General features: G+C 40.2%; 15 protein-coding genes. 9 read left to right on the top strand and 6 right to left on the bottom strand.

The features are described from left to right. Positions 1-15: 15 nt before the first annotated feature. Both clpP and tig read right to left on the bottom strand, forming a co-directional pair. A complete protein-coding gene (clpP, locus tag AC5SLP_RS13330; protein ID WP_495255656.1) occupies positions 16-606 on the bottom strand; it encodes an ATP-dependent Clp endopeptidase proteolytic subunit ClpP in 591 nt (196 codons plus the stop codon). Beyond that, a complete protein-coding gene (tig, locus tag AC5SLP_RS13325) occupies positions 606-1,901 on the bottom strand; it encodes a trigger factor (protein WP_495255655.1) in 1,296 nt (431 codons plus the stop codon). Before tig ends, clpP begins: the two co-directional genes overlap by 1 nt. Before the next feature lie 129 nt (positions 1,902-2,030). Between tig and folE the strand changes: the two genes are divergently transcribed. The 7 genes from folE to AC5SLP_RS13290 all read left to right on the top strand — a co-directional run bounded on the left by folE (position 2,031) and on the right by AC5SLP_RS13290 (position 8,192). Further along, positions 2,031-2,606, top strand: a complete 576-nt coding sequence (gene folE / locus AC5SLP_RS13320) for a GTP cyclohydrolase I FolE (RefSeq protein ID WP_495255654.1) — start codon at positions 2,031-2,033, stop codon at positions 2,604-2,606. Beyond that, positions 2,606-3,910, top strand: coding sequence for a flagellar protein export ATPase FliI (gene fliI / locus AC5SLP_RS13315; RefSeq protein WP_495255653.1), 1,305 nt, complete (start codon positions 2,606-2,608; stop codon positions 3,908-3,910). The genes folE and fliI overlap by 1 nt, the downstream gene beginning before the upstream one ends. A gap of 126 nt (positions 3,911-4,036) precedes the next feature. Next, complete coding sequence (locus AC5SLP_RS13310; protein ID WP_495255652.1) at positions 4,037-5,227, top strand: NifS family cysteine desulfurase; 1,191 nt, start codon at positions 4,037-4,039, stop codon at positions 5,225-5,227. Positions 5,228-5,254: 27 nt separating this feature from the next. Beyond that, on the top strand, positions 5,255-6,244 hold the full coding sequence (locus tag AC5SLP_RS13305; protein WP_495255651.1) for an iron-sulfur cluster assembly scaffold protein: 990 nt from the start codon (positions 5,255-5,257) through the stop codon (positions 6,242-6,244). A 69-nt stretch (positions 6,245-6,313) separates the two neighbouring features. Continuing rightward, on the top strand, positions 6,314-6,535 hold the full coding sequence (locus AC5SLP_RS13300; protein WP_495255650.1) for a MoaD/ThiS family protein: 222 nt from the start codon (positions 6,314-6,316) through the stop codon (positions 6,533-6,535). A gap of 2 nt (positions 6,536-6,537) precedes the next feature. After that, the gene (locus AC5SLP_RS13295; RefSeq protein ID WP_495255649.1) at positions 6,538-6,984 is read left to right on the top strand and encodes a molybdopterin synthase catalytic subunit; all 447 of its coding nucleotides are present in this window, start codon (positions 6,538-6,540) and stop codon (positions 6,982-6,984) included. Then, the gene (locus tag AC5SLP_RS13290; RefSeq protein ID WP_495255648.1) at positions 6,981-8,192 is read left to right on the top strand and encodes a molybdopterin molybdotransferase MoeA; all 1,212 of its coding nucleotides are present in this window, start codon (positions 6,981-6,983) and stop codon (positions 8,190-8,192) included. The genes AC5SLP_RS13295 and AC5SLP_RS13290 overlap by 4 nt, the downstream gene beginning before the upstream one ends. Before the next feature lie 25 nt (positions 8,193-8,217). Here AC5SLP_RS13290 and AC5SLP_RS13285 read toward each other — a convergent pair whose 3' ends face one another. The 4 genes from AC5SLP_RS13285 to AC5SLP_RS13270 all read right to left on the bottom strand — a co-directional run bounded on the left by AC5SLP_RS13285 (position 8,218) and on the right by AC5SLP_RS13270 (position 12,536). After that, positions 8,218-9,645 (bottom strand): SLC13 family permease, encoded by a 1,428-nt coding sequence (locus AC5SLP_RS13285; protein ID WP_495255647.1) that lies wholly within the window; start codon positions 9,643-9,645, stop codon positions 8,218-8,220. Positions 9,646-9,859: 214 nt separating this feature from the next. Beyond that, positions 9,860-10,726 (bottom strand): prephenate dehydratase, encoded by an 867-nt coding sequence (locus tag AC5SLP_RS13280; RefSeq protein ID WP_495255646.1) that lies wholly within the window; start codon positions 10,724-10,726, stop codon positions 9,860-9,862. A gap of 73 nt (positions 10,727-10,799) precedes the next feature. Further along, positions 10,800-11,219 (bottom strand): YqaA family protein, encoded by a 420-nt coding sequence (locus AC5SLP_RS13275; RefSeq protein ID WP_495255645.1) that lies wholly within the window; start codon positions 11,217-11,219, stop codon positions 10,800-10,802. Beyond that, positions 11,220-12,536 carry an MFS transporter gene (locus AC5SLP_RS13270; protein WP_495255644.1) on the bottom strand — a complete coding sequence of 439 codons (1,317 nt, stop codon included), beginning with the start codon at positions 12,534-12,536 and terminating at the stop codon, positions 11,220-11,222. Between the two features lie 139 nt (positions 12,537-12,675). On the opposite strand from AC5SLP_RS13270, the gene AC5SLP_RS13265 reads away from it, so the two are divergent. Then, positions 12,676-12,840, top strand: a complete 165-nt coding sequence (locus AC5SLP_RS13265) for a hypothetical protein (RefSeq protein WP_495255643.1) — start codon at positions 12,676-12,678, stop codon at positions 12,838-12,840. Between the two features lie 38 nt (positions 12,841-12,878). Beyond that, positions 12,879-13,949 (top strand): murein transglycosylase A, encoded by a 1,071-nt coding sequence (gene mltA, locus AC5SLP_RS13260; RefSeq protein WP_495255642.1) that lies wholly within the window; start codon positions 12,879-12,881, stop codon positions 13,947-13,949. Positions 13,950-13,975 lie beyond the last annotated feature (26 nt).

Below are 13,975 nucleotides of genomic sequence, written 5' to 3'. Positions count from 1 at the left end.
GCCTTCTTTAAAATATTATTTGAAACTTTTGTCCAATACTTTATCAATTAAACCATATTCACAAGATTCACTCGCACTCATAAAGAAATCACGTTCGGTATCTTTAATAATTTTTGGAAGTTTTTGAGAACAATTTTTTGCCAAAATTTCATTTAAAACTTGTTTCATTCTCAAAATTTCTTTTGCCTGAATCTCGATGTCAGTTGCTTGTCCTTGTGCTCCACCAAGAGGTTGATGAATCATAATACGCGCATTTGGTAAAGCATAACGTTTGCCTTTTGTTCCTGAGCTAAGTAAAAACGCTCCCATTGAAGCAGCTTGACCGATACAGATTGTACTAATATCAGGCTTGATATAGTTCATCGTATCGTAAATGCTAAAGCCGCTGGTAATAACACCACCGGGAGAGTTGATATAAAGATAGATGTCCTTTTCAGGATCTTCGGCCTCAAGAAACAGTAGTTGCGCTACGATTGAAGAAGCAACAGCATCATTAATTTCGCCGCTAAGCATAATAATGCGATCTTTTAAAAGACGAGAGTAGATATCGTAACTTCTCTCACCACGGCCTGTCTTTTCGACAACGACGGGAACGTAATAACTCATTATTTACCTTTTGTAAAAAGCTTGTTGAAGAGTCTCTCTTCGATAATCGACATTTTAATCGCTGGAAGAACACCTTGTTTCTCATAAAATTCTAAGTATTCTTTTGGATTAGCACCTTGTTGCATTGCTTCGAAATAGATCATTTGCAGCACTTCTTGATCACTCACATTGATGCCTTCTTGTTTTGCAAGTTCATCAACGATAAATGTAAGTTTAACACTTTTTTCAGCTTCACTTCTAAATTCTTCGCGTTTTTCTTTAATTTTTTCTGGATTGCCTGAGTATTCTTTGATCTCTTCTTCGCTAAGCTTGCCAAATACACCACGCATTTGAAGATCAATCTCTTGATCAACGATATTTTCAGGAAGGTCAAGAGCAATTTTTTCTAAAACGTTTTCAACAAATTTTGGTTTGACATCGTCATTAAATACTTTCGCAAGTTTTTCGTTGCGAATTTCGGTTTCAATTTGTTCTTCAAGCACTTCAAGTGTTGGGTTCTCAACGCCTGGAAGCAATTTTTTAATCATCTCTTCGCTTGGTGTTTCTGGAACATCTTTCACTTTGATTTCTTTGAGAGTCACTTTGAAAACAGTTGGTTTGCCAGCAAGGTCTTTGTTGCCATAGTTTTCTGGGAACGTAAGTTCGATTTCTTTACTTTTACCCGCTTTCATGCCTACGATACCATCTTCAAAACCAGGAATAAATGAGTTACTGCCCAGTTCAAGTGTATAGCCTTCTGCTTTACCACCTTCAAATGCTACACCGTCTAAAAATCCTTCAAAATCAATGATCGCAAAGTCTCCTGATTTGATAGCACGTTTTTCTTCAACCGTTTTAAGTTCAGCAACCAATGCCAATGTTTTCTCTAATCGCTCGCTAATTTCTTTTTTAGTGACTTTAGGTGTTTTGTATTCAGGAACACACTCTTTGTAGCCTTCAACATTCACTGTTGGGCGAAATGAAAGTTTCATTTCAAGCTCTAAGCCACCCTCTTTTTCTTCAAATTTTGTAAAGCTAGGCTCACCGACAACAAGCTCTGCTTTAACATCTAGTTCTTCTAATGCTTTGTTAAAAAGCTCTCTTAATGCTTCTGTTTGTGCGTCTTGTTGAATTTGTTTACCGTGACGAGCTTTGATGATATGTGCAGGAACTTTTCCTTTTCTAAAACCATCAATTTTCATATTTGAAGCAGCAGATGCAATCATCTTCTCTTCTTTTTTTTGTAATAGTGCAGGTGAAATAGTCGCTTCAACAGCAGCATTAGCACTATTGGTGCGGTTAACTTTAATTTGCATAAAATCCCTTTTCGATATAAAATTTTGCTCAAATATAGCAAAAATTTGCTTTTAAGTCGCTTTTTATCCAGCAAAAAGCAAAAAGCAGATAGAATAAGTCGTCTTAATTTTAGAAAAAAGTGAACAATCATGCATAGACAAGAAGAATTTGAACAAGCGGTTAAAACGATGCTTGAAATCATAGGTGAAAATACTGGGCGCGAGGGACTCATAAAGACTCCGACACGCGTTTTTAAAGCGTATGAATATATGACACAAGGGTATCATCAAAGCCCCAATGAGGTGTTAGGTGAAGCTCTGTTTGAAAGCGATAATAACCAGATGGTTTTAATTAAAGATATTGAATTTTATTCCATGTGTGAACACCATCTTTTGCCCATTATCGGGCGCGCACATGTAGCGTACATTCCGAATGGAAAAGTCGTAGGCCTTTCTAAAATCCCACGCATGGTGGACATCTTCGCTCGTCGCCTTCAAATCCAAGAGCAACTCACCGAACAAATAGCCAAAGCAATAGACGATGTGATTGCCCCTAAAGGTGTAGGGGTTGTGATTCAAGCGCGTCATATGTGTATGGAGATGCGCGGTGTGGAAAAAACGCATTCGAATACAACTACATCAGCACTTCGAGGGCTCTTTTTAAAAGCAGATACTAGAAAAGAGTTTTTTGATATTATCAATGCTCCACAGGCCAATCGTTACTAATGCCACTCAATCGATTACGCGAAAAACTTCAAAACAAAAGTCTTTCGCCCATGTTTGGTACGATTACGAAAATTAGTTCCACGACCATTGAGGCGTGCGGGCTAAGACCTAGTATCGGCGATATTGTTAAAATTGTTTCCCTCAATGAAGATAAAAGTGAATTGGGGATGATTACCGAGGTAGATCGCAACGCTTTTTTTATCTCTCCTTTTGGTTTTATTGAAGGATTTAAGATTGGCGATAAGGTATTTATTAGCGAACAAGGTATGATGATTCCAGTGGGTGAGGAGCTTTTAGGACGCGTAGTTGATCCGTTTATTCGCCCAAAAGATGGCAAAGGAACGATAGGTGCAACGTCTCAAGCACCGATTATGAAAGCGCCTCTTGATCCGATGAAAAGAGGACTGATTAATGAACCTTTTCGCGTGGGTGTCAAGACTATTGATGGTCTTTTGACGTGTGGCAAAGGTCAAAAAATGGGTATCTTTGCGGGAAGCGGTGTGGGAAAATCAACTTTAATGGGTATGATTGTTCGTGGTTCCGAAGCGCCTATTAAAGTGGTCGCGCTTATTGGTGAGCGTGGACGTGAGGTCCCTGAGTTTATCGAAAAAAACTTAGGGGGCAATCTTGAAAATACCGTAATTATTGTCGCTACCAGCGATGATTCGCCTTTGATGCGAAAGTATGGTGCTTTTAGTGCCATGAGCGTTGCGGAGTATTTCAAAAACCAAGGAAGAGACGTTCTTTTCATGATGGATTCTGTGACACGTTTTGCAATGGCACAGCGTGAAATTGGTCTAGCTCTTGGGGAACCTCCTACCTCAAAAGGCTATCCGCCTTCTGTTTTGGCACTGTTGCCGCAACTCATGGAGCGTGCGGGAAAAGAAGAGGGCAAAGGCTCGATTACAGCGTTCTTTACTGTTTTGGTTGAAGGCGATGACCTCAGCGATCCGATTGCCGATCAGTCCAGAAGTATTTTAGACGGCCATATCGTACTCAGTCGAGAACTCACCGATTATGGTATTTACCCGCCGATTAGTATTCAAAACAGTGCCTCGAGGGTTATGGGCGACGTCATTGATGGTGAGCATAAAAAAGCGGCAATGCGTTTTAAACGTCTTAGCTCTATTTTGAAAGAAAATGAGGTACTTATTCGCATTGGTGCATACGAAAAAGGCAATGATAAAGAGCTGGATTTGGCGATTAGTAAAAAAGAGAAAATGAATGGTTTTTTACAGCAAAATCCTGAAGAGGTTTTCGAATTTGAAACAACGGTTAATGACCTAAAATTGATTGTTGGCTAAAAACGCTATGACACATTATTTTGAAAAGTGGTTAAATTATTTTAGTATTTTTTAAAGTAGAAAGTAATAGTATTCAAAAAAATTAATTAGGATAAACTTTATCCTATTAGCGATGGAGAAGTTTTTATGAGAGTCTATTTAGATAACAACGCAACAACCATAGTGGACCCTAAAGTGTTTGAAGAGATGGTTCCTTATTTTTGCCAGATGTATGGCAATCCAAATTCGTTACATGAGTTTGGCAGCGAGAGCCACCCCGCACTTCGTAAAGCAATGGATCAGCTGTATGCTGGTATTAATGCAAGTGATGATGATGATATTGTCATTACATCCTGTGCTACCGAGAGCAATAACTGGGTGATTAAAAGTATCTATCATGACTACATCTTAAATGGTGATAAAGATCATATTATTACCACTGAAGTGGAACATCCTGCTGTTGGGGCTTCCTGTAAATTTTTAGAAACGCTTGGTGTTAAAGTGACCTATTTACCGGTTAATACCGATGGTGTCATTAATGTAGAAGACCTTAAAAATGCCATTACTGATAAAACGGCGCTTGTCTCCATTATGTGGGCAAATAATGAAACGGGTATGATTTTCCCGGTTGAAGAAATTGGAGCTATCTGTAAAGAAAGAGGCGTACTTTTTCATACCGACGCTGTTCAAGCGATTGGTAAAATTCCCGTCGATGTGCAAAAAGTGAATGTTGATTTTCTCAGTTTCTCAGCACATAAATTCCACGGACCAAAAGGGATTGGTGGTCTTTATATTCGCAATGGACAAGCCTTGACACCTTTCTTTCATGGCGGCGAACACATGGGCGGACGTCGTAGTGGAACACTCAATGTCCCAAGCATCGTAGGCATGGGAAAAGCAATGGAACTTGCTGTTGAAGCGCTTGATTTTGAAAAAAATAATGTCAGACGTTTAAGAGATAAACTCGAAGATGCCCTTTTACAAATTCCTGAAATGATGGTGGTTGGTACGAAAGAACAGAGAGTTCCCAATACCATTTTAGTCAGCGTAAAAGGTATTGAAGGCGAAGCGATGCTATGGGATCTCAATCAAAGCGGCATCGGTGCGAGTACGGGAAGTGCGTGTGCGAGCGAAGCACTTGAATCAAACCCTGTTATGGAAGCGATTGGTGCAGAGGCAGATTTAGCGCACACAGCACTTAGACTTTCTCTTTCACGTTTCACCACAGAAGAGGAGATTGATTTTGCAATTGACGTCATTCAAAAAGCAGTTGTGAGACTTCGTGCCATTTCAAGCACGTATGCATATGCCCCTTCATGGCATGTCAGTAAATTATAATGATAAATAACACTAGAGGATAAAAAAATGGCAAAAAATAGTTTAATTGGCGGCTCCATTTGGGAGGAATACAGCCAAAAAGTACAAGATTTGATGAACCACCCACAAAACATGGGTGAATTAACAGAAGAAGATGCAAAAAAAGAGGGTGGCAAACTCATTATTGCAGACTTTGGTGCAGAGAGTTGTGGCGACGCCGTCAGACTTTACTGGATTGTAGATGAAGCAACCGAAATCATCAAAGAAGCAAAATTTAAAAGCTTTGGTTGCGGTACCGCCATTGCAAGCTCAGACACTATGGCAGAGCTTTGTAAAGGCAAAACTGTTTCTGAAGCGGTTAAAATCACCAATATTGATGTTGAAAAAGCAATGCGTGATGAACCCAATACACCGGCTGTTCCACCTCAAAAAATGCACTGTTCTGTTATGGCGTATGACGTTATTAAAGCAGCAGCAGCATCGTTTAAAGGCGTGGATGCCGCTTCATTTGAAGATGACATTATTGTGTGTGAATGTGCGCGTGTTAGCCTTGGAACGATTAAAGAAGTGATTAAAATCAACAACCTAAAAACCGTTGAAGAGATTACAAACTATACCAAAGCAGGTGCATTTTGTAAATCCTGTATTAAACCCGGTGGGCATGAGGCACGTGAACATTACCTTGTTGATATTTTACGTGACACAAGAGCTGAGATGGAACATGACCATTTACTTGCGATTTCTAATTCAAAAATCGAAGGAAGCAACACGGTTAGCTTTGAAGAATTAACCGTTGTTAAAAAACTCAAAGAGATTGAAGCCGTGATTGATGAAAATATTCGTCCTATGCTTGTCATGGATGGCGGTAACCTCGAAATTTTAGATATCAAAGACGGTGATGATGGAATGACAGATGTTTATATTCGTTACCTTGGTGCTTGTAGCGGTTGTGCAAGCAGTTCAACAGGAACACTTTTCGCGATTGAAGCCGTACTACAAGAAAAATTAAGTAAAAATATACGAATATTACCTATCTAAAACATTGGGAGGAGTTTTTTTCTCCCCTCCCAATCTTTCGAAATCTTTTACATGTAATAAGGAAAAAATGTGGCAAAAGTCGAATTTTTGGGGCCATTGGCGCGTCCAAGTATTGAAGTAGATATTTCCAATTTGAAAGAACTGAAAACATTTTTCAAAGACGATAATGAACTCCAAGAGTGGCTTGGCATCTGTGCTGTGGCTATCAATGATACACTGGTTTGCTCTTTAGATGTTCCTCTTTCCAAAGACGATAAAATCTCCTTACTCCCTCCAGTTTGTGGAGGTTGAAAATGTTAGAACTTCATAATGGGCCTTTACAGGTAGAGGCAATTCTTGCTTCGTGGTATGCCCAAATCAACGATAAAAATTACGGAGCGTTCATCCCTTTTGTTGGAATCGTACGTGACGAAGATGGCATTGATGGGCTGAGTTTTGATATTTATGAGCCTATTTTAACCAGCTGGTTTAATGCGTGGCAAGAAGTCGCCAAAGAGCAACATGCCTATCTTTTGATGGCACATTCGCGTGGGGATGTCCCAAATCATACCTCAAGCTATATTGCCGCGGTTGTTTCTCCTAAACGTAAAGTTGCCCTTAAAATGATTAATGATTTTGTGGAAGATTTTAAAGCTAACGCGCCTATTTGGAAATATGACCTTGTGGATGGCAAGCGCATTTATGCGAAAGAACGCTCCCATATTATTAGCGGTTCGGGCCTTTTAAAGGCTGACGCATGAGCCAATTTCCTCCCTTTGATGAAACATTAAAAGCACTTGAAGCTTCTATCACAACAGAATTTGGTATCGAAAATATTTTTATTGGCGATGCGCAAGGGCGTTACTTAGCTATCGATATCATGGCACGCGAAAACAATCCTACCCATGAAACCTCTTCGATGGATGGTTATGCCATTCGATTTATCGACCAACAATTAGGCGCACTTCGTATCAGTGATTTTGTGCCAGCAGGTACAGAAACACGTGGGGTGGTTGCAAAAGGCGAGTGTGTAAAAACCTTTACGGGAACGTTGATGAGTGAGGGCAGCGATACGCTGATTCCCATCGAAAATGTCGAAGTAAAAGAGGAAATGATTCACATTACGTCAGCAGTTCCTAAAGGTTTTGCGGTTCGCCCGATTGGTGAAAACTATAAAGCGGGAGAGATCCTCATTAAAAAAGGCACGAAAATCGGTTTTGCTGAGATTGGTGTCATGGCGGAACTGGGGATGGTACAAGTCGAAGTTTTTATGAAACCTCGTGTTGCTATTCTTTCTACGGGCAATGAAATCTTGGATTTTGGTGAAACGAAAACCTCTTACGCACAGATTAGAAGTTCCAATCACGTAACCGTCGAAGCGATTTTACGCCAATTAGGCTGTGAGACGATGCGGTTTAAATTGATTAAAGATGAGCGCGAGCTGATAGAACAACAACTGCGCCAAGCGCTTCGCTGGAGTGACATCGTGATTACGACAGGTGGTGGCAGTGTGGGCGATTTTGATTTTATTCAAAGTATCTTGACCGATATGAAGACCGAAAATATTATTGATGGCTCCTACATGAAACCAGGTCGCCACATTCGTGTGGTTAAGGCAGACCACAAATACATCTATGCCCTCCCAGGGTTTCCTTACAGCGCTTCAGTCTGTACCTTTTTGTTCATCGCTCCACTGCTTCGCAAAATGAATGCGCAAACTTTTGCCCTTCCAACAACCAAAGCGACTATGGGCGAGTTTTATAAAAAGCGCTCTAAATTTGTCGAATTTACTGCTTGTAATCTTCGCTTTTGTGATGGACAACTCATTGTTGATTTGGAAGGGAAAAAAGAAGGAAGCAGTGCCATTCTCAATAATCTTTTAGGCTCTCCTGTACTGTTACGTGTTGAAAAAGATGTTCAAAAAATCGAAAAAGGTGAGATGGTCGATATCGTATTGCTAGGTTCTTAAGAGCCTAGCAATACTCGCTTTTTTATTAAAATAAACCTATCCAACTCCAATAGGTATAAACCATAATCGTACTAAAGATTGCACCAAAAAGACTCATAATAGCGCCAACTTTAATCAATTCGCTCGAGGTAATCTCCTCGGTTGCAAGACCAATGATGTTTGGAAGATTGGAAACGGGGAGTAAATATTGGTGGAGCATATTCATCGCAACCAAGAGAACAAAAGCGGTGACTTGCATGCTTGCATTGGCAGGAAGTGCCGCTACGGCTACGGCATGCGCGATAACCACAGGTGTTAAAGCCGTTGTTTTAGGACCAGCTCCAGTGAATAAAACTTGAAGCGCAAGCATCAGCCAGATAAAAATGACCACTTGTAATCTTACATCCAACGTCAGCAATGGATGAAAAAAGGTACTTGCGAGCCACTTTGCCGCACCGGTTTTTACTAAGAGTGAACCCATAGACAAACCTGCACCATACACGATAAAAACATTCCAAGGCACTTTTTTTTCAGCCTCTTTCCATGTCATGACTTGCGTAGGAACAGGGGCAATCATGGCGGCAACGGCAAGCATGGCAACCAATGTAGTATTAAGTCCATGAAGTTTGTCCGTAGCCCACAAAAGAAGGGTTGCTATGAAAATAACAAACGCATATATCTCTTTTGAACTCATTTTTCCCATATCTGTCAATTGTTGATTCATCACATCACGACCTGCAGATATATCTTCAATATCAGGTGGAAACATTTTGATAATAATATATGTCGCAATTAAACCCATGAGTAAAGCAGGTGGCATACCTATTTTAAACCACTCCATCCAACTGACTTCAACGCCTGTGGCATTTTTTAAAAGACTCACCGAGATTGGGTTGGCCGCATGTGAAGTCATAATGCCCATACAATACATGGTTCCAGCGATGGTCACAATATAAATCAACCCTTTTACGAGGGTACTTTTTCCTTTTTCTGCACCAAACGCTAAACCCATAGAGGTAATAATAGGTAAAACTAAAAGCGTTTTTGCCGCGAGTGATGGGATAAAAAACGTCATTATGAGTGTGACGAGAGAAATTGCCCAGTATAAGTTGATGGCAGATTTTCCAATTTTACTGACAATAATGAGGGCTAGCCGTTTTGAAAGCCCACTGTCTCCCATACACGCAGCCATAACCATACCTAACATCACAATCCACACACCTGTTGAAGAGTATCCAATCAGTGCTTCGCCAATTTTTCCTGCTCCAAAAAGAACCAAAAAAGCGATGATTAAAAACCCGCTTTGTGCATCATCTAGGGCTTGTGTAATCCAGACAATGATTGCAAAAATACCAACTCCAAGCGCTACTTTTCCTTTGAAATTGAGTCCTGCCATTTCAGGTGTGAGATAAATCATGGAGAGCATAGCGACTAAAGCCAAAAGAATAAAGGCAATTTTCTTTGCGTTAAACATCTTAACCTCCTGTAAATGCGAATGCTTTAATGTCAGGTCAGGAAAATAAACAAATGACTTATAATAAAGATTATAAAGAGTAAATTTAAATCTTGGAGTAGAATAAGATAAGAAACCTTAAACTTGTAGAATGTGTAAGAAATTGTCTCAAAGATGTGTGACATTTTTTTATTTAGGTGACAAAAGGTTTTTACATGTAAAAACCTTTTTGTAATTACAAGACGTTTACACCCAGTACTTCATCGCGGTAATTATTTCTTTCATAGATACCCAGATACTTGATATTTTTGGCAAAAAACGTGAGTTCTTCTAAGGCGAGTTTTATGGATTTTTCTTCAGGATGACCGTCGATTTCAAGGTGAAATTGACTGACTTGAAGTGGCGTATCGGGCATGCTATAACTCTCGAGTTTAATAAGATTGACTCCATTGGTCGCAAAGCCACCGAGCGCTTTATAGAGTGCCGCAGGAATATTGCGTACTTGAAAAAAAAGTGAAGTGATATAGCGTTTGGTCTTATCATAGGTCGGTGTCATATTTTGTTTTGAAAGAACGATAAAGCGCGTGACATTGCCTTTTTGGTCACCAAAATCGGCATCAAGTATTTCCAAATTATAAAGCTTTGCCGCAAGTTCTGATGCGATAGCGCCGTATGTCGGGTCATTTTTCTCTTTGACTTCTTGTGCGGCACCTGCTGTGTCAAATTGAGCGATGGCTTCAAAATGATTTTGAATGATATGCTGATGACATTGTGCCAGTGCTTGCGGATGTGAAGAGACGTATTTAATGCTCTGAATGGAGCTTCCTTTGACACCTAAAAGACAATGTTTCACTGGTTGGAAATGCTCCGCCACAATGTGTAGAGCCAGCTGTGGGATTTTACGGTAAATTTCTTCAACACGTCCTGCGGTAGAATTTTCAAGAGGTATCATCGCAAAATTAGCGGTTTCGGCTTCAACCAATTTCATAGCATCTTCAAAGGTATGGCACGCGATGGCAATCGACTGAGGGAAAAAACCTTTACACGCCAGATGAGAATAAGCGCCTTCAACGCCTTGATAAGCAATCACGTAACTGTTCACAGGGTTTCCTTTAAAAAAGCTCATTTTACCGTTTACGTGCTGAAAAAATACGTAATGGTTTTTACATGTAAATCTAAAAAAGCGCTAGGAATCCCGCATAAATAAAGAGGTAGCGCAAAAATTTTGCGCACAAAACGGTGAATAAAAATTTACGCCACGAATAGTGTGCGACACCTGCAACAAACGTTAATGGGTCGCCAATGATGGGAAACCACGAAAACCACAGTGTCCAAAACCCGTAGGTATTAAACAAGGTTGTTGCTTTATCCAGCCATTTTTGTTTCATATAGTGTTTACGTTTTGCAAAATCTGTCGCATATTTGCCTAAAAGGTAATTAGTGAATGAGCCAAGCGTATTGCCTAGAGTGGCAAAGAGTAAAAGCAAAATAGATTGATGCTGTTCAGAGAGAAGGTAGACAAAAAGTGCTTCGCTTCCACCGGGCAAAAGCGTGGCAGAAGCAAAGCTTGTCAGAAATAAAGAGAGATAAACCACTTAAGAAATGACAGCGACAATTGTTTCTTTGTCCGTGAGATTGGCGTCGTATTTGACGACTAAGATTTGCTCACTCTCATTGCGATACCACTCCACAATGCCCTTAAGTCCTTTAAGGTGCTCAATGCGTGTTATATCAAATTCGCCATACGGGATATAAATATTTTTATTGTGTTTTGGGTTTTGAAGCGAGGCGATCAGAAAAAGCCAGAGAATACAGGTAATAAAGATAACCCATGCAATTTCCATCATACCAAAGTGCTGTAAGAAAAAGCCACCAAACACACCACCGATAAATGTACCTGCGTAGCCAAAAGAGTTAAAAACACCTAGTGCTGCGCCTTTTTGATGTACTTTTGCGTATTTACTTGCCATGGATTGCATGAGCGGTTCGTGCATATTAAAGCCGATAAAGAAGATGATAACGCCCACAATGAACCAAGAAGCGGAGTGTGCATACCCCATGATGACGTAACTCAGTGCAAACAAAGCAACGCCAATCATCAGCATCTCTTTGGCTTTATGCTTTTTCTCACCCATAATAGCAGAAGGTCCCATCGCAATAACGCCAAAAATCATCGCAGGAAGATAGACCATCCATAGCTCTTTTTTAACGTAGCCAAAATTTTTCAGCATGATAATAGGAATCACCAAAAAGGCCAAAGTCATCATCCCTTTTTGAAGCAAATTGGTGATGTTCATCTTCATCAAATTTTTATCTTTAAAAATGTGTCTGAGTTGGGTTTCATCTGCGCCGTAATGGTGGACGATTTTAGGAGGATTTGGGACTTTGGTAAAGAGAATGATAATAGCAAGTAACGAAAGTCCTGCCGTAATAAAAAAGAGTTTATCGACGCCATAATAACCGCCAATCACAGAGCCTAGCATCATCGAAATGGCAAAACTAGCGGCGATACTTCCACCCATCACTGCCATAGCGTGTGCGCGAACTTCTTCTTTGACCATATCGCTAATCATCGCTGTTCCAACGGCTCCAATGGCGCCAGCACCTTGTAAAAAACGACCAAACATTAAAGTATAGATACTTTCGCTAAATCCACAGACGATGGAGCCAGCCATAAAAATGACCAGACCAATAAAAATCGTAATTTTGCGGCCTATTTTATCGGAGAGGATGCCAAATGGAATTTGAAGAAGCATTTGTGTAATCGCATATCCACCGATGGTGATACCGACTAGGAATTCGCTGGAGCCTTCTAAATGCAGTGCATAAACAGACAGAACAGGCAGAACAATAAAGAGACCTAAAAAACGGAGTGAGATAATCAAACTCAATGGGAAAATGGTTTTAATCATAGGCGAAAAAATCCTCGTAATGTATTCATGACAATTTTACCTTCCTTAAACTTTGAAAATTCTATGAGATATGAAAATGAAACATTGTGCAAGGTTGTTTTATGTTATAATCCTCTCAACACATTTGAAAGGATGCACGATGGATATTACACATATTTTAGGCTTTATGGGATGTGCCTTAATTTACTTTATTTCACTTTATTACATTGGGCTAAATCATTGGCTCGTTTTAGAAAATGACAAAATGTATGCACAATTTGATTCAATCAAAGCAGAGTTGGCAGCACTGAAAAAAGCTGCTTAAATCAAGAGGTACGAGCTACCTCTTTTCCTTGGATACCGATGCGCTATTATTTCCCCCTTCTTCTTTGTTTTATGTTTGTGGTGAGCGGCTGTGCTCCAAAATCTTCTCCAACTCCTGAAGACCAAGCGTTAGTTACCTCCTTAGAAACGGGTAATGTCCGTTTTGACGAACTGGCTCAAAATGAAAATTTTGATGAACTCTTAGAGCTTTTCAAGGTGGATTGCAAAGCACCTTTAACACAAAAAGTGTATGCCAATGTATGCCAACAAGCATTACATGTAAAAGATGCAAAGGCGTTTTTTAAGACCTCCTTTGAGCTAAAACGCATTGAACCCAATGAGCAACGCTCCATGCTGACAGGCTATTATGAACCGCTTTTGCATGGGAGTCTAAAAAAGACCGAACGCTTTAAATACCCCGTGTACGCAAAGCCCAAAGATTTGCTCAAAATTGTCGGTGAAAATGACAAACAGATGCGCGGGCGCTCCGTCAAAGGCAAAATGCTTCCTTATTTTACACGCGCTGAAATTGCTAAACACAAACTCAAAGCCGACGTTATTTGTTATGTCGATGACAAAATTGACTTGTATTTTATGGAAGTGCAAGGCTCAGGCAGAGTTGAATTGGATGATGGCAGAGTCATCTTTGTAGGTTTTTCTGATACCAATGGCCATCAGTACAAGTCACTTGGACGAGAGATGATTAACCGAGGTATTTTTGCTAGTGTGGAAGAGGTCTCTTTGCAAAGTATTCGTGCATGGCTTTTAGCCCATCCCAAAGAGGTTGATTCTCTTTTAAATACCAATCCAAGCTATGTTTTCTTTCGTAAAATGGAGCAAAAAGCAACAGGCAGTTTGGGGCTTGTTTTAACCCCAGAGCGTTCAGCTGCTGTGGATAAAAGCTATATTCCTTTAGGCTCCCTCATCGCGGTACGCAGCCATTCGGATATTTACAGTGTCGATAAATTTGTCTTTGCGCAAGATACGGGCGGTGCTATCAAAGGACCTAACAGGGCCGATATGTTTATGGGCTATGGTCCTCGAGCACAATATGTAGCAGGTGAACTCAAAGCTCCACTTGAAGTGTGGATCATGCAACCGAAGTTTTAAACAAAAATCGGTACAATAAACATTCA

This window comes from Sulfurospirillum sp. E15m (assembly GCF_059415145.1).
The sequence above is the reverse complement of the archived record's forward strand: the minus strand, read 5'-3'. Positions and strand labels throughout refer to the sequence as shown.

Excerpts from the sequence above, each read along its gene's own strand:
- clpP (WP_495255656.1), bottom strand. The coding sequence starts at position 606 with ATGAGTTATTACGTTCCCGTCGTTGTCGAAAAGACAGGCCGTGGTGAG.
- tig (WP_495255655.1), bottom strand. The coding sequence starts at position 1,901 with ATGCAAATTAAAGTTAACCGCACCAATAGTGCTAATGCTGCTGTTGAA.
- folE (WP_495255654.1), top strand. The coding sequence starts at position 2,031 with ATGCATAGACAAGAAGAATTTGAACAAGCGGTTAAAACGATGCTTGAA.
- fliI (WP_495255653.1), top strand. The coding sequence starts at position 2,606 with ATGCCACTCAATCGATTACGCGAAAAACTTCAAAACAAAAGTCTTTCG.
- AC5SLP_RS13310 (WP_495255652.1), top strand. The coding sequence starts at position 4,037 with ATGAGAGTCTATTTAGATAACAACGCAACAACCATAGTGGACCCTAAA.
- AC5SLP_RS13305 (WP_495255651.1), top strand. The coding sequence starts at position 5,255 with ATGGCAAAAAATAGTTTAATTGGCGGCTCCATTTGGGAGGAATACAGC.
- AC5SLP_RS13295 (WP_495255649.1), top strand. The coding sequence starts at position 6,538 with ATGTTAGAACTTCATAATGGGCCTTTACAGGTAGAGGCAATTCTTGCT.
- AC5SLP_RS13290 (WP_495255648.1), top strand. The coding sequence starts at position 6,981 with ATGAGCCAATTTCCTCCCTTTGATGAAACATTAAAAGCACTTGAAGCT.
- AC5SLP_RS13285 (WP_495255647.1), bottom strand. The coding sequence starts at position 9,645 with ATGTTTAACGCAAAGAAAATTGCCTTTATTCTTTTGGCTTTAGTCGCT.
- AC5SLP_RS13270 (WP_495255644.1), bottom strand. The coding sequence starts at position 12,536 with ATGATTAAAACCATTTTCCCATTGAGTTTGATTATCTCACTCCGTTTT.
- AC5SLP_RS13265 (WP_495255643.1), top strand. The coding sequence starts at position 12,676 with ATGGATATTACACATATTTTAGGCTTTATGGGATGTGCCTTAATTTAC.
- mltA (WP_495255642.1), top strand. The coding sequence starts at position 12,879 with ATGCGCTATTATTTCCCCCTTCTTCTTTGTTTTATGTTTGTGGTGAGC.